This window comes from Variovorax sp. 679, from assembly GCF_003952185.1.
In the GTDB taxonomy this organism is placed as follows: Bacteria; Pseudomonadota; Gammaproteobacteria; order Burkholderiales; family Burkholderiaceae_C; genus Variovorax.
The window spans coordinates 105,965-132,792 of the sequence record NZ_RXFS01000003.1; the positions used below are offsets into that span (position 1 = coordinate 105,965).

General features: G+C 69.1%; 25 protein-coding genes. 13 read left to right on the plus strand and 12 right to left on the minus strand.

Features of this window, described 5'->3' with window-relative positions; all coding sequences use genetic code 11:
* Nucleotides 1-3 precede the first annotated feature (3 nt).
* Nucleotides 4-1,437, plus strand: coding sequence for an 8-oxoguanine deaminase (locus tag EJO71_RS07810; RefSeq protein WP_125948538.1), 1,434 nt, complete (start codon nucleotides 4-6; stop codon nucleotides 1,435-1,437).
* Nucleotides 1,438-1,623: 186 nt separating this feature from the next.
* A complete protein-coding gene (locus tag EJO71_RS07815) occupies nucleotides 1,624-3,633 on the plus strand; it encodes a lipoxygenase family protein (protein ID WP_125948537.1) in 2,010 nt (669 codons plus the stop codon).
* A gap of 1 nt (nucleotide 3,634) precedes the next feature.
* On the opposite strand, the gene EJO71_RS07820 is transcribed toward EJO71_RS07815, so the two are convergent.
* Genes EJO71_RS07820 through EJO71_RS07830 form a run of 3 tightly spaced genes read right to left on the minus strand, consistent with a single transcriptional unit; the run spans nucleotide 3,635 to nucleotide 5,827 of the window.
* Nucleotides 3,635-4,921, minus strand: a complete 1,287-nt coding sequence (locus EJO71_RS07820) for a c-type cytochrome (protein WP_125948536.1) — start codon at nucleotides 4,919-4,921, stop codon at nucleotides 3,635-3,637.
* 16 nt (nucleotides 4,922-4,937) lie between these two features.
* A complete protein-coding gene (locus EJO71_RS07825; protein WP_125948535.1) occupies nucleotides 4,938-5,642 on the minus strand; it encodes a cytochrome c4 in 705 nt (234 codons plus the stop codon).
* Nucleotides 5,639-5,827, minus strand: coding sequence for a DUF2970 domain-containing protein (locus EJO71_RS07830; protein ID WP_125948534.1), 189 nt, complete (start codon nucleotides 5,825-5,827; stop codon nucleotides 5,639-5,641). Before EJO71_RS07830 ends, EJO71_RS07825 begins: the two co-directional genes overlap by 4 nt.
* 113 nt (nucleotides 5,828-5,940) lie before the next feature.
* Here EJO71_RS07830 and EJO71_RS07835 point away from each other — a divergent pair, with 113 nt between their 5' ends.
* The gene (locus EJO71_RS07835) at nucleotides 5,941-7,359 is read left to right on the plus strand and encodes a PLP-dependent aminotransferase family protein (RefSeq protein WP_125948533.1); all 1,419 of its coding nucleotides are present in this window, start codon (nucleotides 5,941-5,943) and stop codon (nucleotides 7,357-7,359) included.
* Here the strand turns inward: EJO71_RS07835 and EJO71_RS07840 are convergent.
* Both EJO71_RS07840 and EJO71_RS07845 read right to left on the minus strand, forming a co-directional pair.
* Nucleotides 7,307-8,590, minus strand: coding sequence for an MFS transporter (locus EJO71_RS07840; RefSeq protein ID WP_125948532.1), 1,284 nt, complete (start codon nucleotides 8,588-8,590; stop codon nucleotides 7,307-7,309). The two genes, EJO71_RS07835 and EJO71_RS07840, sit on opposite strands and share 53 nt — an antisense overlap.
* 31 nt (nucleotides 8,591-8,621) lie before the next feature.
* Nucleotides 8,622-9,446, minus strand: coding sequence for a GntR family transcriptional regulator (locus EJO71_RS07845; protein ID WP_125948531.1), 825 nt, complete (start codon nucleotides 9,444-9,446; stop codon nucleotides 8,622-8,624).
* Between the two features lie 134 nt (nucleotides 9,447-9,580).
* Here EJO71_RS07845 and EJO71_RS07850 point away from each other — a divergent pair, with 134 nt between their 5' ends.
* From EJO71_RS07850 to EJO71_RS07880, 7 genes are all read left to right on the plus strand, one after another.
* The gene (locus EJO71_RS07850; RefSeq protein ID WP_125948530.1) at nucleotides 9,581-10,462 is read left to right on the plus strand and encodes an isocitrate lyase/PEP mutase family protein; all 882 of its coding nucleotides are present in this window, start codon (nucleotides 9,581-9,583) and stop codon (nucleotides 10,460-10,462) included.
* Between the two features lies 1 nt (nucleotide 10,463).
* Nucleotides 10,464-11,864, plus strand: coding sequence for a 3-isopropylmalate dehydratase large subunit (gene leuC, locus EJO71_RS07855; protein ID WP_125948529.1), 1,401 nt, complete (start codon nucleotides 10,464-10,466; stop codon nucleotides 11,862-11,864).
* A gap of 2 nt (nucleotides 11,865-11,866) precedes the next feature.
* Nucleotides 11,867-12,493, plus strand: a complete 627-nt coding sequence (leuD, locus tag EJO71_RS07860) for a 3-isopropylmalate dehydratase small subunit (RefSeq protein WP_125948658.1) — start codon at nucleotides 11,867-11,869, stop codon at nucleotides 12,491-12,493.
* Complete coding sequence (locus EJO71_RS07865; protein WP_164546793.1) at nucleotides 12,490-13,128, plus strand: YbhB/YbcL family Raf kinase inhibitor-like protein; 639 nt, start codon at nucleotides 12,490-12,492, stop codon at nucleotides 13,126-13,128. The genes leuD and EJO71_RS07865 overlap by 4 nt, the downstream gene beginning before the upstream one ends.
* A gap of 99 nt (nucleotides 13,129-13,227) precedes the next feature.
* Nucleotides 13,228-14,193 (plus strand): tripartite tricarboxylate transporter substrate binding protein, encoded by a 966-nt coding sequence (locus tag EJO71_RS07870; protein ID WP_240651341.1) that lies wholly within the window; start codon nucleotides 13,228-13,230, stop codon nucleotides 14,191-14,193.
* A gap of 23 nt (nucleotides 14,194-14,216) precedes the next feature.
* Nucleotides 14,217-15,662: an MmgE/PrpD family protein gene (locus tag EJO71_RS07875; protein WP_125948526.1), complete on the plus strand. Its 1,446-nt coding sequence runs from the start codon at nucleotides 14,217-14,219 to the stop codon at nucleotides 15,660-15,662.
* 36 nt (nucleotides 15,663-15,698) lie between these two features.
* Complete coding sequence (locus EJO71_RS07880; protein ID WP_125948525.1) at nucleotides 15,699-16,691, plus strand: tripartite tricarboxylate transporter substrate binding protein; 993 nt, start codon at nucleotides 15,699-15,701, stop codon at nucleotides 16,689-16,691.
* A gap of 24 nt (nucleotides 16,692-16,715) precedes the next feature.
* Here EJO71_RS07880 and EJO71_RS34925 read toward each other — a convergent pair whose 3' ends face one another.
* The 6 genes from EJO71_RS34925 to EJO71_RS07905 all read right to left on the minus strand — a co-directional run bounded on the left by EJO71_RS34925 (nucleotide 16,716) and on the right by EJO71_RS07905 (nucleotide 22,794).
* Nucleotides 16,716-16,838, minus strand: a complete 123-nt coding sequence (locus EJO71_RS34925) for a hypothetical protein (protein ID WP_276311656.1) — start codon at nucleotides 16,836-16,838, stop codon at nucleotides 16,716-16,718.
* Nucleotides 16,839-16,905: 67 nt separating this feature from the next.
* Nucleotides 16,906-17,739 carry a phosphonoacetaldehyde hydrolase gene (phnX, locus tag EJO71_RS07885; protein ID WP_125948524.1) on the minus strand — a complete coding sequence of 278 codons (834 nt, stop codon included), beginning with the start codon at nucleotides 17,737-17,739 and terminating at the stop codon, nucleotides 16,906-16,908.
* A gap of 49 nt (nucleotides 17,740-17,788) precedes the next feature.
* Nucleotides 17,789-18,931 (minus strand): TIGR03364 family FAD-dependent oxidoreductase, encoded by a 1,143-nt coding sequence (locus EJO71_RS07890; protein WP_125948523.1) that lies wholly within the window; start codon nucleotides 18,929-18,931, stop codon nucleotides 17,789-17,791.
* On the minus strand, nucleotides 18,931-20,646 hold the full coding sequence (locus EJO71_RS07895; protein ID WP_125948522.1) for a putative 2-aminoethylphosphonate ABC transporter permease subunit: 1,716 nt from the start codon (nucleotides 20,644-20,646) through the stop codon (nucleotides 18,931-18,933). The genes EJO71_RS07890 and EJO71_RS07895 overlap by 1 nt, the downstream gene beginning before the upstream one ends.
* Before the next feature lie 2 nt (nucleotides 20,647-20,648).
* On the minus strand, nucleotides 20,649-21,728 hold the full coding sequence (locus EJO71_RS07900; protein ID WP_125948521.1) for an ATP-binding cassette domain-containing protein: 1,080 nt from the start codon (nucleotides 21,726-21,728) through the stop codon (nucleotides 20,649-20,651).
* A gap of 31 nt (nucleotides 21,729-21,759) precedes the next feature.
* The gene (locus EJO71_RS07905; protein WP_125948520.1) at nucleotides 21,760-22,794 is read right to left on the minus strand and encodes a putative 2-aminoethylphosphonate ABC transporter substrate-binding protein; all 1,035 of its coding nucleotides are present in this window, start codon (nucleotides 22,792-22,794) and stop codon (nucleotides 21,760-21,762) included.
* A gap of 295 nt (nucleotides 22,795-23,089) precedes the next feature.
* On the opposite strand from EJO71_RS07905, the gene EJO71_RS07910 reads away from it, so the two are divergent.
* Both EJO71_RS07910 and EJO71_RS07915 read left to right on the plus strand, forming a co-directional pair.
* Nucleotides 23,090-23,650, plus strand: coding sequence for a phosphonate degradation HD-domain oxygenase (locus EJO71_RS07910; RefSeq protein WP_125948519.1), 561 nt, complete (start codon nucleotides 23,090-23,092; stop codon nucleotides 23,648-23,650).
* Between the two features lie 122 nt (nucleotides 23,651-23,772).
* Complete coding sequence (locus tag EJO71_RS07915) at nucleotides 23,773-25,563, plus strand: ABC transporter ATP-binding protein/permease (protein WP_125948518.1); 1,791 nt, start codon at nucleotides 23,773-23,775, stop codon at nucleotides 25,561-25,563.
* Here EJO71_RS07915 and queC read toward each other — a convergent pair.
* A complete protein-coding gene (gene queC / locus EJO71_RS07920; RefSeq protein WP_125948517.1) occupies nucleotides 25,515-26,249 on the minus strand; it encodes a 7-cyano-7-deazaguanine synthase QueC in 735 nt (244 codons plus the stop codon). The genes EJO71_RS07915 and queC overlap by 49 nt on opposite strands.
* Nucleotides 26,250-26,328: 79 nt before the next feature.
* Here queC and EJO71_RS07925 point away from each other — a divergent pair, with 79 nt between their 5' ends.
* Complete coding sequence (locus EJO71_RS07925; RefSeq protein WP_125948516.1) at nucleotides 26,329-26,739, plus strand: DUF2177 family protein; 411 nt, start codon at nucleotides 26,329-26,331, stop codon at nucleotides 26,737-26,739.
* Nucleotides 26,740-26,828: the final 89 nt, after the last annotated feature.

Sequence of the window (26,828 nt, forward strand, 5' to 3'; positions counted from 1 at the left end):
ATCATGAACACATCCACCATCGCCTCCTCCTCGTCACCGCATCCGCTGCGCATCGTCCGGCATGCCGACGTGCTGGTCACCATGGACGCCGTGCGGCGCGAGATCCCGGATGGCGCGGTGGTGATGGAGGGGCCAGCAATCGCCTGGGTCGGCGAGACCGCGCAGTTGCCGGCGGTGTACCTCGAAGCCCTGCGCGAAGGCCGCGCCGAAGCCATCGACATGCACGGCCACGTGGTGATGCCCGGCCTGGTCAACACGCACCACCACATGTACCAGAGCCTCACGCGCGCGGTGCCCGAGGCGCAGGACGCCGAACTCTTCGGCTGGCTCACCAACCTCTACCTGCTGTGGGCGCGGCTCACGCCCGAGATGATCCGCGTGTCCACGCAGACCGCGATGGCCGAGCTGATGCTCTCGGGCTGCACCACCACCAGCGACCATCTCTACCTGTTTCCCAACGGCTCGCGGCTCGACGATTCGATCGAGGCGGCTGACGCCATGGGCATGCGCTTCCACGCAGCGCGCGGCAGCATGAGCGTGGGCCGTAGCGCCGGCGGCCTGCCGCCCGACAAGGTGGTGGAGACCGAGGAAGCGATCCTGCGCGACAGCGAACGGCTCATCGACCGCTGGCACGACGCCTCGCGCCATTCCATGCGCCGCATCGTGCTCGCGCCATGCTCGCCCTTCTCGGTGTCGCGCGACCTGATGCGCCTGTCGGCCGAACTCGCGCGCGAGCGCGGCGTGTCGCTGCACACGCACCTGGCCGAGAACGACAACGACGTGGCCTATTCGCGCGAGAAGTTCGGCATGACGCCGGCCGAGTACGCCGAAGACCTCGGCTGGGTCGGCCGCGACGTGTGGCACGCGCACTGCGTGAAGCTCGACGAGGCCGGCATCGCGCTCTTCGGCCGCACCGGCACCGGCGTTGCGCACTGCCCCTGTTCCAACATGCGACTGGCTTCGGGCATCGCACCCATCGGCGCGATGCGCCGCGCGGGCGTGCCGGTGGGGCTGGGCGTGGACGGCAGCGCGTCGAACGACGGCGCGCACATGCTGGGCGAGGCGCGGCAGGCCATGCTGCTGCAGCGCGTGGGTTACGGCCCGGCCGCGATGACGGCGCGCGAGGCGCTGGAGATCGCCACGCTGGGCGGCGCACGCGTGCTGGGCCGCGACGACATCGGCGCCATCGCCCCCGGCATGTCGGCCGACATCGTGGCCTTCGACATGCGCGGCGTCGCCCACGCGGGCGCTGGGCACGACCCGGTGGCGGCGCTGGTGTTCTGCACGCCGGCCTCGGTGTCGCTGAGCGTGATCGGCGGCACGGTCCGCATCCGCGATGGCGAATTCACCGGGCTCGAGCTGCCGCCGCTGCTGGCAAGGCACCGCGACCTGGCGCGCACGCTGTACGAAGCCGCGCGGCACCCGCACACTGCCTGACCCCGGCCTGACTTGCTTCCAAGTTTTCGGCAGCTCCGGCTGTGCACCTTCGAGGTAGGCAGCAACCCTGATTGCCAACGCCGGAGCCCCTCCGCAGAATCCGGCCACAAATAGAACGAGCGTTCGATTTTGTGGCTGACCACCCCGTCGGCCTTCCCAAGATTCACAACGACAGGGAACTCCCCGATGAAGCGCAGAGACATCCTCAAATGGTCCGCCTCGGCGGGCGGCCTGGCCCTGCTGGCCGGCAAGACCTCCACCGCCTCGGCGGCACTGCCGGTGCTCAAGCCCACGCTGCCGCAGAAGATCGACCCGATCAGCGCCACGCTGCGGCGGCTCGAACTGGTGGGGCGGCAGGCGACCTATCTCTGGACCGAATCGCACATCAACCTGGCCGGGGTGCCGATGGGCGCGGTGGTGCCCGCCACCGAACTGCCGGCGCTGGAGCACCAGCTCAAGACCATCGCAAAGGCGCTGGAAGCCGTCACCAATTTCGCGGCCTCGTTCGCCACCAGCGCGCTGGCCTCGGGCAGCCTGCAGTCGCTCGACAACCTGCGCACGCGGCTGGCCGGCCTGCAGGCCAGCTTCGACCAGCTGCTGGCCGCCAACGGCGGGCTGGCGACGCTGCCGGCCGCGGTGCTGGCGCTGTTGGGCACGCTCACCGGCACGGCGGGCGACATCGCGACGCAGCTCAAGCAGATCCACCACGACCTGCTGTCGCAAGGCCCGCTGGGCGCGCTGAACGGGCCGAAGACGGTGGCGCAGTACGACGCGCTCTTCGTCACCATCGAGAAGCCCGCCATCTCGCAGCTGCTGCACGACAACGACCTGTTCGCTGCGATGCGCGTGTCCGGGCCCAACCCGATGCTGATCCAGCGCGCGACCACGCTGCCGGCCAAGTTTCCGTTGAACGACGCGCAATACCGGCAGGTGATGGGCGCCGGCGACAGCCTCGCCGACGCGGCCGCCTCAGGCCGGCTCTACATCCTCGACTACGAAGGCCTGGGCGACATGGCGCCGGCCGGACCGCAGGTCAAGCCGCTCACGGGCACGGGCTACATCCATGCGCCCATCGCGCTGTTCGCGCGGCCGAAGACCGGCCGCTCGCTGGTGCCGGTCGCCATCCAGTGCGGGCAGGACCCGGCCGCGAACGCGCTCTTCCTGCGCGTGGACGACACGGCCAACGCCGAGGCGTACTGGGCCTGGCAGTCGGCCAAGACCGTGGTGCAGGTGGCCGACTTCAACTACCACGAGATGTTCGTGCACCTGGGTCGCACGCACCTGATGTCGGAAGCCTTCGCGATGGCCACGCAGCGCCAGCTGGCGACCGCGCACCCGCTGAGCCGGCTGCTGTCGCCGCACCTCGAAGGCGCGATGTTCATCAACGAGGCCGCGACGCTGATCATCATGGCGCCGCTGACCACGGGCGACGTGATCCTCGCCGCGCCCATCGAGACGCTGCAGCAGCAGTGCGGTCGCGACCGGCTGGCCTATGACTTCTACGACCGCATGATGCTGCCCAACGACCTGCGCACGCGCGGCGTGGACGACACGACGGCGCTGCCCGACTATCCCTATCGCGACGACGCGCTGCTGGTGTGGAACGCGATCGCGCAGTGGGTGGGCGACTACGTGGCCACCTACTACCTGAGCGACGCCGACGTGACCGGCGACTACGAACTCAAGGCCTGGGCCACCGAACTGGCCACCAGCGGCAAGGTGCACGGATTCCGCGCGATCGCCACGCGCGCACAGCTGATCGACGTGCTCACCGCCATCATCTTCAATGCCAGCGCGCAGCACGCGGCCGTGAACTTCCCGCAGTATTCGGTGATGACCTATGCGCCCTTCAGCGCGGGCACGGAAGGCACGCCAGCGCCGACAAGCAGCGCGGGGCAGAGCGAAGCGAACTGGTCGCAGATGCTGCCGTCACGGCTGGCGGCGCAGGAGCAGATCCTGCTGTTCCACATCCTCGGCGGCGTGTACTACCGGCCGCTGGGCGAATACAAGGACAACGTGTTCCCGCACCTGCCGGTGCTGCTCGACCCTGCCATCGCGGGGCAAGGCGGGCCGCTGGAGCGCTTCCGCAATGCGCTCGCCGGCATCGAGACCACCATCAGCCAGCGCAACGCCACGCGTGCGCGGCCCTACGAACATCTGCTGCCGAGCCGGATTCCGTCCAGCACGAACATCTGATTCAGCGCCGCATGGTGTCGAGCTGGGTGACGGGCGCGCTGTCGTTGCCCCACGAGCCGCGCACGTAGGTGAGCACGGCCGCGACCTCGGCGGCATCCAGCGTCTGGCCGAACGGCGGCATGCCGTAGGGGCGCGGATTGCCGGAGGTCGAGGGAAGGAAGCCGCCGTGCGAGATCACCTGGATCAGGTTGGTGGGCCGGGCCATGTTGACGGCGCGGTTGCCCGCCAGCGGCGGATAGGCGCCCGCCGCGCCCTGCCCCTGGTCGCCGTGGCAGTAGGCGCAGCGCTGGTCGTAGATCTTCGCGCCGCGCGCCATGGTGCCGGCATCGCGGCGGATGGGGGCCTTCGCGGCAGTGGCCGTCGCCTCGGGCTTCGGCGCATCGGGCAGGTCCTTCAGGTAGCCCGCCATGGCCGTGAGGTCGGCCTCGCTCAGGTACTGCGTGCTGCGGAACACCACGTCGGCCATCGGCCCCATGACCGATCCGCGCGGCGCGGTGCCGTTCTTGAGCAGCGCCACCACGTCGGCGGCGGGCCAGTCGGCCACGCCGGCCTCGTGCGGATCGGTGAGCGATGGCGCATACCAGTTCTCGACGGCGATGAGGCCGCCCGATAGCCCCAGCTTCGTCTCGGTCGCGCCCAGCGAATTGCGGCTGCCGTGGCAGGCGATGCAGTGGCCCAGGCCGTTGACCAGGTAGGCGCCACGGTTCCACTCGGCCGGCTTGCCTGCATTGGCCACGAAAGGCTCGGGCTTGAACGAGAGCGCGCGCCATACGGCCAGCGCCGCCTGCGTGTCGTAGGGGAAGCTCAGCCGGTGCGCCCTGTTCGGCTCGGGAGCGGGCTGCACGCTGCGCAGGAAGGCGTAGATCGCGTCCGAGTCCTCGCGCGTCACCTGCGTGAAGTTGGGGTACGGAAACGCCGGGTACAGCAGCCGCCCGTCCTTGCTGCGGCCGTTGTGCATCGCGCGCCAGAAGTGCGCGCTGCTCCAGCTGCCGATGCCGGCCTTGTCGTCGGGCGTGAGGTTGCTCGAATAGACGGTGCCGAAGGGTGTGTCGATCGGCAGGCCGCCCGCGTAGGGCTGGCCGCCGCGCGTGGTGTGGCAGCCCGCGCAGTTGCCGGCCAGCGCGAGGTAGCGCCCGCGCTCGATGAGCTGCGGCGTGGACTGGAAGTCTTCCGCCTGCGCGGGCAGCGGGTCTTCGCCGCGCAGGTTCATCGCCACGATGCCGCCGGCGGCCGCGGCGCCGAGCACGATAAGCGCGAGCAGTGTCCAGGCCAGGTGTCGCAGTTTCATGATGGGCGCGGCTCCGTCACTTCGGCATGCCGCCGCAGGTCACGGGCAGCGGAGCTGGGAGCGAGGCCACGGGCTTCGTGTCGGCCGGCATCGGCTGCACGGCGAGCCAGCTCGCGACGGCGTTGATGTCGGCGGTGCTCATGCGCCGGCCGATGTCGGCCATGCAATCGGGCGCCGGCGCATGCCGCTCTTTCGTGAGCCAGGCGCCGAGCTGCGACGACACGTACAGCCGCGGCAACCCCAGCAGCCCCGGAATCGCCGGCTGCACCCCCGTGAGCGCCGCGCCGTGGCACTGCACGCAGGCGGGTATGCCGCGCGCCGCGTCGCCTTCGCGCACCAGCTGTCGGCCGCGCTGGAGCTGCTCAGGCGTGGCGTCGCTGTTCGGGGAAATGGGCGGATACGGCAGTTGCAGCCCGGCAAAGTAATCGGCCATCTCGCGCAGGTAGGCGTCCGACAGGTGCTGGACCATGTACGCCATGTCGGTGTTGAAGCGCCGGCCATCGCGAAAGCTCACGAGCTGGTTGTACAGGTAGCCGGCCGGCTTGCCCGCCAGGCGCGGAAAGTAGCCGGCGTTGGTGGTCGCGCCCTCGCGGCCGTGGCAGGCGATGCAGGCGGCCACGCGCTGCTCGATGGTGTCGGGCACGGTGGCGGGCGTTGCGGCATTCACCATGCCCTGCACGAGCAGCAGACCGAGCGCGAGGAGCCGGAACATGCTCTTCATGTGCCGGCAACGTAGTGCACCAGCGTGATCAGACCCGCAATCAGCAGCAGCACCATCACCAGCGCCACGCCGATCAGCGGCAGGATGCCGACCTGCGCCGTCCGCCTCTCGGCATCGGCCCGGCGGCCGCCCAGCCCGATGAAACTCCAGAGAACGGCGCGCACCGCGCGCAAGAGATTCGACATGGGGTCGAGTGTGGCCCAGGCGGGCCGGAAAAAACAGATGCAGATTCGCTCCAATTGACCGGTGCAGATCGACCGGTGCAGATAAAGTGCCTCCGAACGAACACCCCCCAGCGATGAAGAGATACGAAGCCCTGGCCGCCGACATCGAGGCCTCGATCCGCAACGGCACCCTGAAGACCGGCGACCGCCTGCCCTCGGTGCGCCACACCGGCCAGACCCGCGGGGTCAGCGCATCGACCGTCTTCGAGGCCTACTACCTGCTCGAAGCGCGCGGCCTGGTGCGCGCACGCGACCGCTCGGGCTACTACGTCACCGGCGGCGGCCTGCGCGATGCACCGCCCGAATCGACCCTCACCTCGCGCCCCGCCGACGGGCCGCGCTCGCTCGAGGTGAGCGACAAGGTGTTCGACATCCTCGAAGCCAGCATGTCGCGCAAGGTCGTTCCCTTCGGCTCGGCCTTTCCGAGCCCGCTGCTCTTTCCGCTGGCACGGCTCGGGCAGTTCATGGCGGCCAGCGCCAGGTCGCTAGACCCGTGGAGCACGGTGGACGACCTCACGCCCGGCAGCGCGGCGCTGCGCCGGCAGATCGCGCTGCGCTACCTGGCCGACGGCATGACGGTGCCGGCCGATGAGATCGTCGTGACCAACGGCGCGCTCGAGGCGCTGAACTTGTGCCTCTCGGCAGTGACGCGGCCGGGCGACGCGGTGATCGTCGAGTCGCCCACTTTCTACGCGGCGCTGCAGGCTCTGGAACGCATGGGCCTGCGCGCCGTCGAGGTGCCGACGCATCCCGGCGAAGGCATCGACCTGGAGGCGCTGGAGCTGGCCATCTCGGCGCACAAGCCTGCCGCCTGCTGGCTCATGACCACCTTCCAGAACCCGCTGGGCAGCCTGATGCCCGATGCGAAGAAGAAGGCGCTGGTGGAACTGCTCGCACGCCACGGCCTGCCGCTGATCGAGGACGACGTGTACGCCGAGCTCTACTTCGGCGAGCGACGCCCCCCACCGGCCAAGGCCTTCGACACGCAGGGGCTGGTGCTGCACTGCTCGTCGTTCTCGAAATGCCTGGCGCCGGGCTATCGCATCGGCTGGACCTCGGCCGGAGGCTTCGCACGCAAGGTCGCGCGGCAGAAGCTCACGACCACGCTGAGCACCTCGGCCCCCGCGCAGCTGGCGCTCGCGGGCTATCTCGAGAAGGGCGGCCTCGACAAGCACCTGCGCAAGCTTCGGCAGACGCTGGCGATGCAGCAGGCCACCTTCGCGCAGGCCGTGGGGCATTACTTTCCGCCGGGCACGCGTGCGACACGGCCTTTGGGCGGGTACTTCCTGTGGGTCGAGCTGCCGGAGAGAGCGAACGCGCTGGAGATCCATCGCAAGGCACTGGAACGCGGCATCAGCGTCGCGCCGGGCCCGATCTTCTCGGCCACGCGCGCCTTCGGCAATTGCCTCAGGCTGAACTACGGCCACCCATGGGACGCGCTCAGCGAGCAGGCAATGCAAACACTCGGCCGCCTGATCGCCGAAGCGTCCTGAACAGCAGGAAGGAAGCGATGCTCACGTTCACCAGGTTCCAGCCGATGCCGTTGATGAAGGCCGCGTGGTAGCTGCCCGTGAGGTCGAACACCTTGCCCGACATCCAGCCGCCCAGCGCCATGCCGAAGAGCGTGAACATCAGCACCGTGCCCACGCGCGCGCCCGCTTCCTGCGGTGGAAAGTGCTCGCGTACGATGATCGCGTAGGAAGGCACGATGCCGCCCTGGAACAGCCCGAACAGCGCCGAGATCACGTAGAGCGGCACCAGGCCGTCGAAGGGCAGGAACAGCAGCAGCGCCACGCACTGCAGCACGCCGCCCAGCAGCAGCGTGCGCAGTCCGCCGATGCGGTCGCAGATGGCGCCCGACACCAGCCGGCTCACGATGCCGAAGCCCAGCATCAGCGACAGCATCATCGCGCCCTGCGCCGGGCCGTAGCCCAGGTCGCCGCAGTAGGCCACGATGTGCACCTGCGGCATCGCCATCGCGACGCAGCAGGCCACGCCGGCCACGCACAGCAGGCCCTGCGCCGTGCCCATGCTCAGGCCGAAGGGGCGCGTCATGTCGCGGACGATCGCCGTGCCCGTTGCCGCGTTGACCGATGCCGGCACGACCAGCGCAGGCGGCCTTGCGCGGAAGAACATGGCCAGCAGTGCCATCGACACGCCGCAGAAGATGCCCATGCCGATGTAGGTCTGGCGCCAGCCCACCGTCTCGACGAAGTGCTGCGCGATCGGCGGCCACACCGCGCCCGCAAGATAGTTGCCGCTCGCGCACACCGCCACCGCGATGCCGCGCCGCTTGACGAACCACAGCGAGGTGTCGGCCACCAGCGGCGCGAAAGCCACCGAGCTGCCGAGCAGGCCGACCAGCAAGGCCTGCGCGATGGTGAAGGACACGATGCCGCCCGAGAGACCCGTCGCGATGTATCCCACGCCCAGGAACACCGAGCCCATCAGCAGCGGCCACATCACGCCGACACGGTCGGCCAGCCTGCCCATCAGCACGCCGCCGAATCCGAAGCCCAGCATCAGCAGCGTGTAAGGCAAAGAGGCGTCGGCGCGCGCGATGCCGAACTCGGCCTGCACCGCCGGCAGCATCACCGACACCACGTACATGCCGCTGCTGCCGACCGTCATGATCAGCAGCGTGAGGCCGAGGCGCACCATGGCGTAGCGGGAGTCGGGCTGGTGGATGGATGGGTTGGGGGGCGTTGTCTCCGCGTGGTTCATTGTTGTCTTCTTTGCTTTCTGTGCGACGGCGTCAGGTGCGCCGCTTCGGTGGCGAGGGCTGTGGATGCACATCGTGCACCACCTGCCCCGCCGTGAGCGTATTGATCGTCTCGCCCACGATGTCCATCAGGATGCGGCTGCGCTCGGCCGTCAGCGACACGGTGAGATGCTGCACGGGCTGGGCGTCGAGGTCGTGCAGCAGGCGCACCATCTTCAGCAGCGGCGCGCCGGTCTCGACCTGCAGCAGCCGCGCGCGCGCCGGATCGGCCACCTCGGCCGTGATCTCCTGTACCACGCGGCCGAACTTCACGCCCTGCGCCATCAGTATCTCGTAGAGCGCGTGCTTGCGCAGCGCGCTGGCCGACACGCGCTTGCCCAGGCGCGCCGGCACCCAGGCCTCGGTGAGCATGACCGGCACGCCGTCGATGCTGCGCAGGCGCAGCGCGTGCACCGCCTTCTCGTCGGGCTCCAGCTGCAGCAGTGCGGCCACGTCGGGCGGCGCCACCGACTGCGCGACCTCCAGCACCTCGACATCGGTTTCGAGCGCTGCCTTGCGCAGGCCGTCGACCAGCCCGAGGCTGGGCCGCGCGCGCACCTGCGGCAGGTCGGCGCGCACGAAAGTGCCGAGCCCGTGGCGGCGCTCGACGAGGCCCAGCGAGGCGAGGTCGGCGAGCGCGCGACGCACCGTGATGCGCGAGACGCCGAAGCGCTCGCACAGCGCCTCTTCCTTCGGCAACGCGCCGGTGGAATAGACGCCGCGCGTGATCTCGTCGCGCAGGACGACGAACAACTGACGGTGCAGCGAAGTGCCGGGGCCGCGTTCGAGCGAGGGAGCGGATGCAGGGGGACGTGCCATGACAGAAGAGAAAGCGAAGGTCGAGCATAGCAAGACGCCCGGATTCCGCGCCCGGCGGGCGGCTTGCGGAATCCGGCTAGTTGTATTTAGAATATAAACACATAAACTCAAACGCCGATGGACAAAGGCCCGCCATGAACTCCACCTCCAAGCCATCCACGCTTCGCCAGCTGCTCGACGCGCCCGGCATGGTGATCGCCCCCGGCGCCTACGACGCCATCGGCGCCCGCCTGATCGAACAGGCCGGCTTCGCCGCCGCCTACATGACAGGCGCAGGCACTTCGGCCGCGCGCGGCTTCCCCGACTTCGGCCTGCTCACGATGAGCGAGATGGTCGACAACGCGGCGGTGATGGCGCGCTCGGTCGCCATTCCGCTCATCGCCGATGCCGACACCGGCTACGGCAACGAGCTGAACGTGACGCGCACCGTGCTCGAGTACGAGGCGCGCGGCGTGGCCGCCATCCACATCGAGGACCAGGTCTCGCCCAAGCGCTGCGGCCATCTCGACGGCAAGGAAGTGGTGTCGCGCGAGGAGTTCGTCTCGAAGATCCGCGCCGCGGTGGAAGCGCGCCGCACGAAGGACTTCATCGTCATCGCCCGCACCGACGCGCGCGCCATGCTGGGCCTGGAAGAAGCCGTCGCCCGCGCCAATGCCGCGCTGCAGGCCGGCGCCGACATGGCCTTCGTCGAAGCCACGCAGACGCCCGAGGAAGTGGCCGCCGTGCCGAAGCAGGTGCACGGCCCCTGCCTGCTGAACGTGGTTCCCGGGGGCCGCACGCCGTTGTTCGACCTGCGCGAGGCCGAAGCCATGGGCTACAAGCTCGCGATCCTGCCGGGGCTGATGCTCAAGGCCGCCATCGAAGCCGGCGACGCCGCGCTGGCCGAGCTCAAGGCGACCTTCAGGGCCCCGACGGTGAACGCCACCGTGGCCCAGACCTTCCGCCGCTTCGGCGCCGACGAATGGGATGCCCTGCGGACACGCTTCAACGCAGGCGCCACCATGGAAAGCCGCTGACATGCCCCGCACCCTGTTCGACAAGCTCTGGGACGCGCACGTCGTGCGCGAGCTCGGCGACGGCTGGGCCCTGCTGCACATCGACCGCCACCTGCTGCACGACCTCTCCGGCCCGCCCGCACTGGCCGAGGTGGCCGCGCGCGGCCTGCCGCTGCACGACCCGGCGCTGGTCTTCGCCACGCCCGACCATGCCGCATCGAGCCAGCCCGGCCGCCTGCCCGGCACCTTCCCGCTCGGCGGCAGGCTGCACGGCGCGCTGGCCAAGCTCAGCGCCGACGCCGGCGTGCGCTTCTACGACCTCGGACAGCCGGGCCAGGGCATCGTCCACGTGATGGGGCCCGAGCTGGGCATCGTGCTGCCGGGGCTCACCGTGATCTGCGGCGACAGCCATACCTGCACCAACGGCGGCCTCGGCGCGCTGGCCTTCGGCGTGGGCTCCTCCGAGAGCACGCACGCGCTGGCCACGCAGACGCTGCGCCAGCAGAAGCCGAAGCGCATGCGCATCCGCTGCGACGGCATGCTGGGCGCCGGCGTCACGGCGAAAGACCTGGCGCTGCACATCATCGGCAAGCTCGGCGCGGCGGCTGGCGTGGGCTACGCGATCGAGTTCGCGGGCGAAGCGGTGCGCGCGCTTGACGTCGAGTCGCGGCTCACGCTGTGCAACCTCACGGTGGAGCTGGGCGCGCGCTTCGGCCTGATCGCGCCCGACGCGCGCACGGTCGAATGGGTGCGCGGACGCAATTTCGCTCCCGCAGGCGCGGCCTTCGACGAAGCCGCCGCGCATTGGCTCTCGCTGGCATCGGACGCCGATGCCGTGTTCGACCGCGAGGAAGCGATCGACGCCACCGCCATCGCGCCGACCATCACCTGGGGCACCAGCCCCGAGGACGCCATCGCCATCGACGGCACCGTGCCCGATCCGGCCACCGCCTCGGACGACGCCTCGCGCGGCGCCATCGAGGCCGCGCTCGACTACATGGGCCTCGCGCCGCGCACGGCCATCGCCGGCACGCCGGTCGACTGGGTCTTCATCGGCTCCTGCGCCAACTCGCGCCTGCCCGACCTGCGCGCCGCCGCCGAAGTGGCGCGCGGGCGTCGCGTGGCCGCAGGCGTCACCGCGTGGGTGGTGCCCGGCTCCGAGAACGTCAAGCGCGCCGCCGAGGCCGAAGGGCTGCGCGAAGTGTTCGAGGCCGCGGGCTTCCAGTGGCGCGAGCCCGGCTGCAGCATGTGCGTGGCCGCCAACGGCGAGCAGGTGCCGCCGCAGGCGCGCTGCGTGTCTACATCCAACCGCAACTTCGTCGGACGCCAGGGCCCCGGCGCGCGCACGCATCTCGCGAGCCCCGCGATGGCCGCGGCCGCCGCGGTCACCGGGCGCATCACCGACGTGAGGACGCTCGCATGACCATGACGCCCTTCACCTCAGTCACCGGCGCCGCCGTGCCCCTGATGCGCGCCAACGTCGACACCGACGTCATCATCCGCATCGAGCGCCTCACCTCGTTCCAGCGCGACCAGCTCGGCCCCTACGCCTTCGAGGCGCTGCGCCTGCGCGCCGACGGCAGCGAAGACCCGGCCTGCGTGCTGAACCAGCCCGTCTTCCGCCAGGCGCCCGTGCTCCTGGCGGCCGAGAACTTCGGCTGCGGCTCTTCCCGCGAAGGCGCGGTGTGGGCGCTGATGGGCCTGGGCGTGCGCTGCGTGATCGCGCCCAGCTTCGGCGACATCTTCTTCAACAACTGCTTCCAGAACGGCGTGCTGCCGCTGCGCCTGCCCATCGCGCAGGTGGAGGCACTGGCGGCGCAGTGCGCAGGCGGGGCGGCGATGAAGGTCGACCTGCAGGCGCAGACGATCACCGCGCCGGACGGAAGCGTCTCGCCCTTCGAGATCGATCCGCTGCGCCGCGAGGCGCTGCTGCACGGCCTCGACGACATCGGTCTCACGCTGAAGGACGACGCGCTGATCCGCGAATGGCAGCAGGCCGACCGCGCACGCCGGCCCTGGGCCTGGCCCGCCGCTCAGGGAGCAGTCGCTTGAGCACGACCGCCGCATCGAGCCCGCTGCGCCGCCATCCGTGGGTGCTGCGCTGGGCCGGCCTGCTCATGCGCGGCCGCCATGCCGGCGACGCGAGCCTGGCCTGCAGCGATGCTGCGCTCGCCCGGCTGCCCGCCACCATCGAGCTGCGCAGCGCGGATTTCGCGCACGGCGCAGCCATGGCACAGCGGCAGGCGGGCGAAGGCGTCGGCGGCAATCGCTCGCCCGCATTGGCCTGGACGGAACTTCCACCGCAGGCCACGCATTGGCTGCTGCTGTGCGAAGACCCCGACGTGCCGCTTCCGCGCGCCATCACGCATGCGCTCGCATGGGGTCCGTCGTCGGTGAATGCGCTGCCCGAAGGCGCCTTGAACGGCGGCCATGCCCCGGCGGGCGTGACGCTGGCGATGAACGGCCTCGGGCGCCTTGGCTACGACGGCCCGCGCCCCCTGCCCGGCCATGGCCCGCACCGCTACGTGTTCCAGCTCTATGCACTCGACGCCGTGCCGCCGCCCGATCTTTCGCGCGAAGACGGCCTGCTGCCCTGGCTGCATGCCCACGCGCTGGCGCGCGGCCGGCTGGACGGCCTCTACCAGCGGGACTGGCGCGGACGGACGGTCGTTGCGTCGCCGCCCTGAGGCAAGGCACCGCGCCGCGCATCCATCGATTCATTCATTCATTCAAAAAACGGAGACAAGATGTTCGATACCCCCTTCAGGCCAGGAAAGCCTCCGCCGATGCGCCCCCTGCTCCCGGCACTGCTGTCGCTCGCGCTCGCGCCGGCGGCATTCGCCCAGGCGAACGGCCACAACGACTGGCACCCGGATCGCCCCGTGACGCTCATCGTTCCCTACACGGCCGGCGGCGGCACCGACGCCACCGCCCGCGCCGTATCCAAGCAGCTCGGCGTGATCTGGAAGCAGCCCGTGGTGGTCGAGAACATGCCCGGCGCGGACGGCCTGATCGGCACGCGCCGCGTGATGGAGGCGAAACCCGACGGCTACACCCTGCTGCTGCAGGTGCCGTCCATCGTGGTCACGAAGTACACGCCGGGCCTCAAGGGCATCGACCCGCTCGCGCGGCTGGAGCCGGTGACGGCGGTGTCGCAATCGCCCGCCGCGGTGGTCGTCAGCGCGAAGCTGCCGGTCAAGACCTTCGGCGAGTTCGTCCGGTACTGCAAGACCGCCGCGCAGCCCTGTTCGCTCGGCACCGGCGAATCGACGGCGCGCATCTCGGCGAAGCAGCTTGCCGCCGAGGCGGGGCTGCCGAACCTGATCGTCGTCAACTACCGCGGCACGGGCGCGATCGTGACCGACATGATCGCCAACAACGTGAACATGGCGTTCACCGGCATCACGGCCGCGCTGCCGCACTACAAGGCGGGCACGCTGAAGATCCTCGCCACGCAGGGCCAGAAGCGTGCGGCCGCGCTGCCCGAGGTGCCGACCACCGCCGAGGCCGGCTATCCGCAGTTCCGCTCGGTCACCTGGTTCGGCCTGTTCGCGCCCAAGGGCACGCCGCCGGCCGTGACGCAGGGCATCGTCGCCGCGCTGCGCGAGGCGGTGAAGGACGCCGACGTGCAGAAGACCATCGCCTCCGCCGGCGCCGAACCGGTGGTCAACGCGCCGGCTGCCTTCGCGGCGCAGGTGCGCGAGGAAAGCGAGCGCATCGACGCGCTCGTGAAGCTCTACCCGCTCGACTGAACCAACCCCGACGAACACTCTCCATGACCACATCCATCCCCGCGCCGTCACAAGCGCGCGACGCCACCGACCCCACGGGCCCCACCGGCCGCCTCGCCCACTGGCTCGCCGGCTTCCGGCTCGACGACGCGCCCACCTCCGCGCGCGAACGCGCCAAGGCGCTCACGCTCGACGGTATCGCGTGCGCGATCGTCGGCGCGCAGCTTCCGTGGTCGCGCACCGCCGCGCAGATCGTGCAGAAGTTCGAAGGCCGCGGCGACCGCACCATCGTCGGCTGGGGCGCCCGCACCAGCGCACCGGGCGCGGCGCTGCTCAACGGCACCTTCATCCAGGGCTTCGAGCTCGACGACTACCACCCGCTGGGGCCGCTGCACAGTGCATCGATCGTGCTGCCCGCGCTGTGGGCCGCCTCCGAGGGCGATGCAAAGGTGAGCGGCCGGCAGTTCCTCGAGGCCGCGCTGGCCGGCTACGAGGTCGGCCCGCGCGTGGGCATGGCGCTGCACGGCGCGCAGATGCTGTCGCGCGGCTGGCACTCGGGCTCGGTGTTCGGCACGCATGCCGCCGCATCGGCGGTCGGCAAGCTGCTCGGGCTCGACGCGGCACGCATCGAGGACGCGCTGGGCCTCGCCGGCACGCAGTCGGCCGGCCTCATGGCCGCGCAGTACGAGGCGATGTGCAAGCGCATGCACCACGGCTTCTCGGCGCGCAACGGGCTCTATGCGGCGGTGCTGGCCGAAGGCGGCTACACCGGCATCAAGCGCGTGTTCGAGCGCGAGTACGGCGGCTTTCTCTCGACCTTCGGCGAGGGCCACGACCCCGACGCATCGAAGATCACCGAGGCGCTGGGCGAGCGCTGGGAGGTGGAGCGCATCGTCATCAAGCCGTATGCCGCGATGGGCGGCATCCACTCGCCGCTCGACGCGCTGTTCGACGCCGGTGCGCAGCGCAAGCTCGTGCCGGAAGAGATCGCGCGCATCGAGGTCGAGGTGAGCCACGCGGTCTACCACCACGGCTGGTGGGTGCCCGAGCGGCCGCTGACGCCCATCGGCGCGCAGATGAACATCGGCTACGCGCTCGCCGTGGCGGTGCTCGACGGCGAAGCGATGGTGAAGCAGTTCGCGCCGGCACGCATCGACGCGGACGACGTGTGGGCGCTGATCCCGCGCATCGAGGTGCGGCACCAGCCCGAGTTCGACGCGGGCGGTCCGCTGAAGCGCGGCCGCGTGCGGCTGGCGGTGACCTTCACCGACGGCCAGCGCATCCAGGTGGAGCGCAATTCCTCGCGCGCCATCGAATCGCCGCAGAGCAGCGACGAGGTCGCGGCCAAGTACCGCACGCTGACCGATGGGCTGATCGATGGCGCGCGGCAGAAGGCCATCGAGGACATGGTCCGCTCGATCGAGGACCTGCCCGACGTGCGCGAGCTGCTCGCGCTGCTGGCGCCGCCCGTGGCCGCGGCTTTCGACTGACACGGCCTTCCCGAAGAACGACGGAGACAAGACACCATGACGCACGCATCCGCACACCTCGACCGCCGCGCGTTCTCGCTGGGCCTGCTGGCGCTCGCGGGCACCGCCGCCCTGCCCGCCCACGCGCAGGACCCGTGGCCCGCCGCCAAGCCGATCCGCCTCGTGCTGCCCTTTTCCGCAGGCGGCCCCGGCGACACCAACGTGCGCGCCATGGCTCAGGCGCAGGGCAAGCGGCTGAACCAGACCATCATCGTGGACAACCGGCCGGGCGCAGGCGGCATCATCGGCAGCGAGTACGTCGCCAAGAGCGCGCCCGACGGCTACACATGGCTGTCTGCCGGCAACGGCGCCATCGCCAACGCGCTGCTGCGGCCGAAAATGCCCTATGCCGAGACCGACTTGGTGCCCGTGGTGGGCACGAGCACCGCGCCCTCGGTGCTGGTCACCAACGCAAGCGTGCCGGCGAAGAACCTGAAGGAACTGCAAGCCTGGGCACGCACCAGGGGCCGCTTGAACTTCGGCACCGCCGGCAGCGGCAGCACGGGGCATTTCGTGGCGGAGATGGTGGAGTCGGCACTCGGCGTGCCGGTGACGCTGGTGCACTACAAGAGCGGCTCGCAGACGGTGAACGCCATCGTCGGCGGCGAGGTCGACCTGGCTTCGGAGGCGCCCATCGGCGTCGCGGGCTTCGTGCAGTCGGGCAAGCTGCGTGCGCTGGCGCTCGCGGCGCGCGAGCGCACGGGGCCGATGAAACAGGTGCCGACCACGGTGGAGCAAGGCTTTCCGACCATCCTCATGCAGCACTGGGGCGGCATCTTCGCGCCCAAAGGCACGCCGGCCGCGATCCTCGACCGCATCGCCGAAGTGACGGTGCGTGCCTACAGGGAAGACGCCGACCTGATCGCGCAGACCGAGCGCGGGGGTGCGCAGCCGATGCTGCTGGCGCGCTCGGAGTTCGAGAAGTTTCTTGTGGAAGAACGCACGCGCATGGCGCAGATCGTCACTGCGTCGCACATGACGCTGGAGTAGCCAGCTGGAGCCGGGTGTCGGCGGTCAGCGTTGCGGTGCGGTCGCAATCGCCTTGGGCATCGGCACGCCGGGCTTCGTCGGCTTTTCGTCGCACGCGGCCGTCAGCAGGCCGAGGCAGAAGAGAAGGACAAGGGCGGTGCTTCGCATGATGCGGACCATGCTAGGCCCGCGCGGCAACGCGTCAAGTCGGACGCTGCCGCTTTCTTCCCGTCGGTCAGGCGGCAGCGGCGACGGGTCGTTCACCGGCCTGCAGCCGGCGCTCGATGTCTTCCAGCACCTGCGGCAGGTCGGCGACGCTGTCGATCACGTAGTGCGCGCCGGCCGCTTCGAGCGCGGCGGTGGCGCTTGCACGGCGCTCCTGCTGCTGCGTTTCGTCGAGCGCCTGCCATTCGGCCAGCGTGAGACCGTTGGCGTTGCCGCTGACGGCGAGGCCAACGGCCCAGGTGCCGGCGTTCAGGCCCTCCAGCAAGCCGACGCCGGTGTCGTCGACCTTCACCACGGTGTGCGGCGGCCACACGCCGAGGTCGGCGAAGCAGCGGTACATCATGAGCGGCGACGGGCGGCCTTCGGCGAGGTCGCCGGCGCACACGAGGTTGTCGGGCGAGTAGCCGCCGGCCGCGGCGATGGGCACGACCACTTCCATGATCGGGCGGTTGTAGCCGGTGGTGGAGCCGATCTTCAGGCCGCGCTCGCGCGCCGCCTTCACCGCTTCGAGCGCGCCGGGAATGAAGTCGGCGTGGTCGCGCACGCTGGCTGCGTTCATCGGCGTGAAGACTTCGTACAGCCTGTCGGCGTCGGCGTCGCGGAACGCGTGGCCGTGCTTCGCTTCCCACTGCGCGGCGATGCGCGGCAGCGTGCCCAGCGCCTTGATGTGGTCCCACTTGGCCATGCCCATCGGGCCGCGGGCCTCGGCGATGGTGATGTCGATGCCGAACTGCTCGAACAGCTTCACGAAGGCGCCCATGGGCGCGCACGAACCGAAATCGAGGATGGTGCCGGCCCAGTCGAAGACGACGGCCTGGAGCTGGGAGTGGTTGTGGGCGTTCATGGCGACGGGGTATGAATATCTGGAAGAAGAGGCAACGGCGGTGCGGGAGTCACCAGGCGTTGAAGACGTCGTGCGCAATGCCGAAGCCGGTGCTCGCGCCGCTGCCGCTGGTAACCAGCACGAGGCGCGTGGCGTCGTCGGGCGCGTCGATCACGCAGGGCGTGGTCTTCGACGAGGGGTAGACGCCGGTCCAGCGCTCGGTGACCTGCGCGGACTCGAGGTTCAGCGTGCTGCGCAGGTGGCGCAGGATGAGCTGGTCGACCTCCTCCATCGCGAAGGGCTCGGGCGCATCGGCGTAGTGGTGCGAATCGCCGACCACCAGCGAGCCGTCGGCGCTTTGCACCACGATCAGGTGAATGCCGTGCGCGAGCGAGGCGGCCTCTTCCTGCTGCAGGCGCGCGCGCAACGCGGCGGCTTCGGGCAGCGTGCTGTAGCCCTCGTAGCGCGCGAGGCTCAGGTCCATCATCACCGAGCCCGGCAGGCGGAAACCCGCTTCGGGCTTCACGCGCAGCATCTGCAGGCGGCACAGCGTGAGTTCGTGCGCGGCGATGCGTTCGGCGAAGAGGCCGTGCAAGTCGGTGTTGGTGCAGACCACCACGCGCTCTGCGTGCAGCGTGCCGCGCGAGGTGCGCACGCGAGGCGTTTCCACCTCATGCACCGCCTCGCCAAAACGAAAAGTCACGCCGTGCGCCTCGGCCAGCCACTTCGTCAGCAGGCCGATGGCGGTGCGCGATTCGACGCGCAGCTCGTGCGGGCTGAAGAGCACCGAGCGTGCGTCGGCAAGGCTCAGCGCCGGCGCCCTGGCCTGCGCATCCGCCGCATCGAGCAGCTCGCAGCCCTTGCTCATCGGCGTGCGCATGAAGGCTTCGAGCACGTCGTGCGCCTCAGGCCGGTAGGCGGCGAGCCACAGGTTGCGGTGCACGACCTCGATACCCGCCTGCGGTGCCACCTCGTTCCACACGCCGCGGGCGTGCATCGCGCGGCGCCACATGTCGCCCGGCGCCTGGCCGGTGATGGTGATGAAGCCGAAGTTGCGGATCGACGCACCGATGGCCGCCGCGTCGCGCTCGATGACGCAGACCTTCAGGCCACGCTGCACGGCGGTGTAGGCATGGGCCAGGCCGACGATGCCGGCGCCGACCACGATGAGATCGAAGCTGTCTTGGTTGCGAGATTCAGGGTTGCCGGGCATTACCGGTGTCTCCAGGCTTGGGTGCGCTCGAGCGCCCAATGCCCCGCCAGTGCGAACAGGCCCCGGCCGACAGCGGCCGTGAGCATGATGAGCGAGGCCATGGCGGCGGCGGGCGCGACGTCGCCGGCATCGTCCATGTTCAGCACGGCGATGGCGGCGAGCGTGGTCTGCGGCGAGTAGAGGAACACGACGGCCGACACGGTCGTCATCGCATTGACGAAGAAATAGCCACCCACGTTGAGCACGGTGGGCAGCGCCACCGGCAGGTGCACGCGCCACAGCGTGTACCAGAAGGGCACGCCCATCGACTCGGACACCAGCTCGTACTCGCGGTCGAGCTGGCGCAGCGCGGTGAGCGAGGTGAGATGCGCTACCGAGAAGAAGTGCGCCACGGTGCAGATGACGAGGATGGTCATGCTGCCGTAGATGGCGCGCAGCGGGTTCGAGGGCGAGATGAAGAAGAAGATGTAGCCGACACCAAGCACAAGCCCCGGCACCGCGAGCGGCAGGTTGGCCAGCAGATTGAGCAACTCGCGCAGCAGGCCGAAGTGGCGCGGCTTCTCGACCAGGTAGGCCGATATGAAGGTGATGAGCGCACCCGCCACGGCTGCGCACACGGCCATGCGCAGCGAGTTGAAGTAGCTGTCCCAGCCACCGCCGTCCATGTTGCTGAAGTCGTAGTTCTTGAACGACGGCACGAGGTTGTAGGGCCAGTAGGTGGCCAGCGAGGCGAACACCGCCATGCCGATCATCACGAGGATGGCGCCGGCCGTGAGCACGCAGAACGCCAGCAGCGCACGGTCGCGCACCGGCACGGGCTCTGGCTGGTAGGGCGTGGCGCGCGCCGAGAGCGCCGCGGCCTGCTTGCCGCGCACGTGGCGCTCCACGAGGAACGACAGCACCGCCGGAATCAGCAGCACGAGGCCGACCACCGCGCCCATCTGGAAGTTCTGCTGGCCCACCACCTGCTTGTAGATGTCTGTCGCAAGCACGCCAGTCTGGCCGCCCACCACCTTGGGCACGCCGAAGTCGGTGATGACCAGCACGAACACCACCATCGCGGCCACGATGAGGCCGTAGCGCGACGAGGGCAGCGTCACCGTGCGGAAGATGCGCCAGCGCGAGGCCCCCAGCGTCTGCGCGGCTTCGTACAGGCGGCCATCGGAGGTGGCCATGGCGGTGGTTAGGATCAGCAACGCATGCGGCAGCGTCCAGAACACCGAGCCGAGCACGATGCCCAGCGGGCCGTAGATCGACGCCCCGCCAAGCAGCCCCTTGAACAGGCCCTGGTTGCCGAACAGGTAGACGAGGCTGATCGCGGGCAGCAGCGAGGGCGCCAGCAGCGGTATCAGTGCCACCGCGCGGAGCACGCCCTTGGCCGGCATGCACGACAGCGTGAGTCCGTAGGCATACACATAGGCGATGCCCGTGCAGATCACGGCGCTGATGGCCGCAAGCCCCAGGCTGTTGAAGGCCGACTGCACCAGCGCCGGGTTGTCGAGGTAGCGGGCGAAGTTGGCAAGGCCCACGAAGGCGCCTGCGTGGTCGAAGAAGCTCTGGCCGACCAGTGCGCCGACCGGCAGCGCAACGATCACCACCAGCAGCAGCACGACCAGCAGCACGGCCGCGCCCGTCAGCCAGCGCTCGCGGTCGAATGCGCTGCGGCGCATCGCCATCACCGGCGCGGCGGCGATGACGTCAGGGGAACTGCTCATGCTCAATGCGCCAGCACCGACAGCGCGTTCAGTGGCAGCTGGATGTGCACCATGCTGCTGGGCACCAGCGGCTCGTCGCCGCCGCTGCGCGCATCGGCGGGCAGCTCGGCCTCGATCTCGATGCCCAGCGGCTCGCAGGCGAGCCGGGCGGAGGTGCGGTTGCCGAAGAACTCGGTGTCGAGCAGGCGCGCGGCGAAGCTGTTGGCGCCGAGCTCGGTGCCGAAGCGCTTCACGACGACGTGCTCGGGGCGGATGCCCACGGTCGCCTGCGCACCGACGCTGAGGTTGCCGGGCGCGCAAAGCAGCTCGCTGTCGCGCACGCGCACCTTGCCGTCAGCCAGCACCGTGGCCGGCAGCATGTTCATGCGGCCCACGAAGCCGGCCACGAAGCGGGTGCGCGGCTGGTGGTACAGCTCGTCGGGCGTGCCGGCCTGCTCGATGCGGCCGTTGTGCATCAGCACCACGCGGTCGGCCATCGAGAGGGCTTCTTCCTGGTCGTGCGTGACCATGATGGTGACGATGCCCAGGCGCTTCTGCAGCGAGCGGATCTCGCTGCGCAGCGTGGCGCGCACCTGCGCGTCGAGCGCGGACAGCGGCTCATCGAGCAGCAGCAGGCGCGGGTTGGGTGCGAGCGCGCGCGCCAGCGCGATGCGCTGCTGCTGGCCGCCCGAGAGCTGCACGGGGTACTTGTCGGCATGCGCAGCAAGCCCGACCAGGTCGAGCATCTCGCGCGAACGCTTGGCCATCTCGCGGGCCAGCGCACCCGTGGGATGCAGGCCGTAGGCGATGTTCTGCGCTGCCGTGAGGTTGGGGAACAGCGCATACGACTGGAACACCACGCCGAAGCCGCGCGCCGCGGGCGGCAGGCCCGCGATGTCCTGGCCGCCGAGCAGGATCCGGCCGCTGTCGGCGCGCTCGATGCCGCAGACGATGCGCAGCAGCGTGGTCTTGCCGCAGCCCGAGGGGCCGAGCAGGCACACGAACTCGCCGGGCTCGATGTCGAGATCGATGCCGTCGAGCACGCGTGTGGCGCCAAAGGACTTGCCGATGCCGCGGAGGGAAAGAAAGCTGCTGCTCGTCATGGCCGGATACCGTCTTGCTTCGATGCCAGGATCAGAGAGGTTTCTTTTCCGACTTCGACTCGTAGCGCTTCGACCATTCCGTCAGGATGCGCTCGCGATTGGCAGCGGCCCAGTTGAAGTCGTTCTTGGCGAGCAGCTTCTCGACGTCGCCCGGCACGAACTCGAGCTTTTCCTGGACGCCGGGCAGCGCAAGCACTGCGAAGTTCTTGGCGTACAGCTCGTTGGCCTGCTTCGTCACGGCCCAGTCGGCCAGCGCCTTGGCGGCTTCCTGCTTCTTGCTGGTCTTGATGATGCCGGTGGCTTCCATGTCCCAGCCCAGGCCTTCCTTGGGCAGCACGATGTCGATGGGAGCGCCATCGCGCTTGGTCTTGTTGGCGCGGTATTCGAAGGACATGCCGAGTGCGAACTCGCCGGCGCCGGCCTGGCGGCAGGGCTTGCTGCCCGACTGGCTGTAGATGCCGATGTTCTGGTGCAGCGCGTCCATGTACTTCCACGCCTTCTCTTCACCCATCATCTGGATCCAGCCCGACACCATCAGGTAGCCCGTGCCCGACGCGGCGGGGTTGGGCATGGTGATCTGGCCCTTGTAGACCGGGTTGGTCAGGTCGGCCCAGCTGGTGGGCTTGGGCAGGTTCTTCTTCGTGGCTTCGGCGGTGTTGAAGCAGATGGCCGAGGACCACACGTCCATGCCGACCCACTTGGGCGGATTGGCCGGATCGCGCATGTTGGCCTTGATGGCGTCCAGGCCCTTGGGGGCGTAGGGCTGGAGCATGCCTTCCTTGTCGAGCAGCATCAGCGAGGTGGCGGCCAGGCCCCACACCACGTCGGCCTGCGGGTTGGCCTTTTCGGCGAGCAGCTTGGCGGTGACGATGCCAGTGGAGTCGCGCACGAACTTCAGTTCGATGCTCGGGTTCTCCTTTTCGAAGGCGGCCTTGTAGGCCTGCACCTGGTCGGCCTCGAGCGCGGTGTAGACCAGCAGCTCGGTGCGGCCCTGGGCCGATGCGGCGAAAGCCAGCGAGAGCAGAGCGGCCGGCAGGGCGGCCCAGCGGATGGAACGATGCAGCATGGACGGTTTCCTTGGGAGAAAGTGGAGAGAAAAAGGGGACGCGATGCGGGTTGCACGAACGCGAAATCGAAAGTACGCAGATTTCGCACGGCGACGAATGGGGCGATGTTGGCAGCGGCATATGACAGAGATTTGTCAAAATGCCTCAAAAAAACTCAAATACCCAAAATTGCGCCACAAGCCGGCAACTTGCCGGCTGTTCTGCCACGGCTGCGTCATCCACATGTCACCGTGGCGCAGCAGACTCACCGACTTATTGCCTGTGCTTTCACCCCACACGCTCCGTTTCACTTTCATGACACTCGACCTCGCCGAGATCGCACGCCTGTTCGCCGAGCGCGGCGGAGTCGCATACGCGGGCGAGCCGGTGTCGCAGCTGGAACATGCGCTGCAATGCGCCTGGCTCGCCGAGCAGGCCGGTGCGAGCGACTCGCTGGTCACCGCGGCGCTGCTGCATGACCTGGGGCACCTGCTGATCGCCGAGCACCAGACGCTTTCGCACTCTCCTACAGAGCTGGGCATCGACGACCGGCACCAGTACATCGCCCTGCCCCTGCTGCGCGGCGTGTTCGACGTCGAAGTGCGCGAGCCGATCCGGCTGCACGTGGATGCCAAGCGCTATCTCTGCGCGACGCGGCCCGACTATTTCTCCAGGCTTTCGCCCGATTCGGTGCGCAGCCTCGCCCTGCAGGGCGGCGTGATGGACGCCGAGGCGGCCGGACGCTTCGCCTCGCACCAGTGGGCCGGCGACGCGGTGCGGCTGCGGCTGTGGGACGAAGAGGCGAAGACCGAAGGGCTGCAAACGCCTCCTCTGGCGCACTTCCTGGCGACGGCAGCCAGGGTCATGCTGCGCTGACGGTCTCTTTTCCGAGTGCAGGGCGAGTTTCGCGCCCGTTTCAGGCCGGTTTAAGAAACATTTGTCTACGATGGTCTCCTCACGATGACCAGCGCCGCCCGGGCGCGTTCGAGGAAACCAGCATGTCCCCATCCATCACAGCTCGCGCGGGCTCGTTCGTCCAGGTGCTGCGCCGCGTCTTCAGGCTCGCGGCGCCTTATTTCCGTTCCGAGGAGAAATGGCGCGCGCGAACCATGTTCGCCGCCATCGTTGCGCTCAATCTGGCGTACGTTTACGCGCTGGTGCTCTTCAACCAGTGGTACGGACGCTTCTACGACGGGCTGCAGAACAAAGACGTGACGGTGTTCTGGCGCGAGATTCGCGTGTTCATCGTGCTGGCTTTCTTCAACATCGCATTGCAGGTGCTCAAGTTCTATGTGACGCAGCTGCTGCAGTTGCGCTGGCGCGCATGGATCACGCGCAACTATCTCGGCCGCTGGATGGCGGACCGCACCTTCTACGAGATGGAGCTGGCCCGCTATGCCGACAAGGACGGAACGACCCCGGACAACCCCGACCAGCGTATTCAGGAAGACATGCAGCTGTTCACCAGCGCGACCATGACGCTGTCGATGGGCCTGCTGAACGCCGTGGTCACGCTCGTGAGCTTCGTCGGCATCCTGTGGGGCCTTTCGGGAACGACGGAGTTCTCGCTGAGCGGCGCCACCTATCAGGTCGCAGGCGCGATGGTCTGGCTGGCGGTGGCCTACTGCGTGGTCGGCACGATCATCACCCACTACATCGGACGGCCGCTGATCGGGCTGAACTTCCGCCAGCAGCGCTTCGAGGCCGATTTCCGCCACCACCTCGTGCGCGTGCGCGAATACAGCGAGGCCATCGCGCTCGATCGCGGCGAGAAGGTGGAGCATGGTCAGCTCGACCTGCGCTTCGGCTCCGTGCTGCGCAACTATCTGCAGCTCATCAAGCAGCAGAAGAACCTCGTGACCTTCACCGCGTTCTTCGGGCAGGCTGCGGTGATCTTTCCGTTCGTGGTCGCGGCCCCGCGCTTTTTCAGCGGCGCGATCCAGCTCGGTCAGCTGATGCAGATCTCGTCGGCCTTCGGCAAAGTGCAGGACTCGCTGAGCTGGTTCGTCGACAACTACGACAGCGTGGCCGTATGGCGCGCCACGACCGACCGTCTCACCAGCTTCGACGATGCAATCCGCCAGCATGCCGAACAGGAGAACGCACTCGAGCGCACCGATGCGCCTGCGCTTCATACCGACGGCCTCTCGCTGAACCTGCCGAACGGCACGCCGCTTCTCGCAAACGCGGCGCTCACGGCAAAGGCCGGCGACAGTGTTCTGGTTCAGGGCCCCTCAGGCAGCGGCAAGTCGACCCTGTTCCGCGCCTTCGCGGGCATCTGGCCGTTCGCGCGGGGGCGGGTGCAGGTTCCGGCCGACGCGATGTTCGTGCCGCAGCGCCCCTACATGCCCGACGGCCCATTGCGCGTTGCACTGGCCTATCCGGAAGACGCGGCGAAATACGACGATGAACAGCTGCGCCAGGCCTTGAAGGACGCATTGCTGCCCGAGTTCACCGCCCGGCTGGACGACAGCGATGCTTGGAGCCAAAAGTTGTCAGGCGGCGAACAGCAGCGGCTTGCCATCGCACGGGTGCTGCTGAAGAAGCCCCGCTGGGTCTTTGCCGACGAGATCAGCAGCGCGCTGGATGCGCCGGCCGAGCGCACGCTGTATCAGCGGCTTTCGGAAATGGTGCGCGCCGGCGGCGGGGCGATGGTCTCGGTGGCCCATCGAGCCGCCGTGGGCGAGTTCCACAGCCAGCGCTGGACGCTCGTACCCGAGGCCGACGGTGCGGCCGCGCGCTATCGCGTTGAAGTCGTGCCAACGCCAGCCGGCAGCGCGGCGGCGTAGCGCTCCCAGCCCTTCTTGCGCAGGTCGCAGGCAGGGCATTCGCCACAACCGTAGCCCCACGCCTGGCGATGCACGCGATCGCCGAGGTAGCAGGTGTGGGTTTCCTCCACGATCAGGTCGACCAGCGGCTCGCCGCCCAGGCGATGGGCCAGGCTCCAGGTCTCGGCCTTGTCGATCCACATGAGCGGCGTCTCGATGACGAGGCGGCGCTCCAGGCCGAGCGACAACGCGAGCTGCATTGCCTTCATGGTGTCGTCGCGGCAGTCGGGATAGCCGGAGAAGTCGGTCTCGCAGACGCCGGTCACGATCACCTGCAGCCCGCGCCGGTAGGCCAGCGCGCCCGCGAGCGTGAGAAACAGCAGGTTGCGCCCTGGCACGAAGGTGTTGGGCAGGCCGTCGGCCTGCATCGCGAAGGCGACCTCCTCCGTCAGCGAGGAACCGCCCAGCTGCGCCAATGCGGCGAGCGTGAGCACGTGGTCCTCGCCCAGGCGGGGCGCCCAGGCGGGGAAACGCTCGCGCATCTTCGCGAGGATGGTGCCGCGCACGTCGAGCTCGACGCGGTGGCGCTGCCCGTAGTCGAAGCCCAGGGTTTCGACGCGCTGGTACTTCGAGAGCGCATCGGCGAGGCAGGTGGTCGAGTCCTGGCCGCCGGAAAACAGAACGAGGGCGGTGGTGTGCAGGGGCATATCCGTCAGCGGCGGGGCCGCTGTAGTCCAAAGGCGCAATTTTCGCAGGCCGCGCGGGGCCGGGGATACGATCCCGCGGATGAGTGCCAAACACATGGTTGCATGGGTCGTCACGCTGGCCGTGCTGCTGGCGCTCGACATGGCTTGGCTCGGCGTCGTCGCCAAGGACATGTACCAGCGGGACATGGGCGAGCTGATGTCGCCGAACCCGCGGCTGGGGTTCGCGGCGATGTTCTACCTGGCCTACCCCGTCGGCTTGCTGGTGTTCGCGATCGTGCCCGGCCTGCGGGCGCAGGGCGTGATGCGGGCGGCGCTGCTGGGCGGACTGTTCGGCCTCTTCTGCTACGGCACCTATGACCTCACCAACCTGGCAGTGGTCCGCGACTGGCCGGTGGCGCTGTCGTTCATCGACGTCGTCTGGGGCACGGTGGTGAGCGGTGCAGCCGCGGCGGCGGGCGCGGTGGTACTGCGCTGGTTCGCGTCACGCTGAATCACCTCGATTCACCGGCGTTCATGACACGCCGAAGACAGTTCGCGTATTTATTTCAAGAAAAGCGCTGAACTTTCATTTCGCTTTCG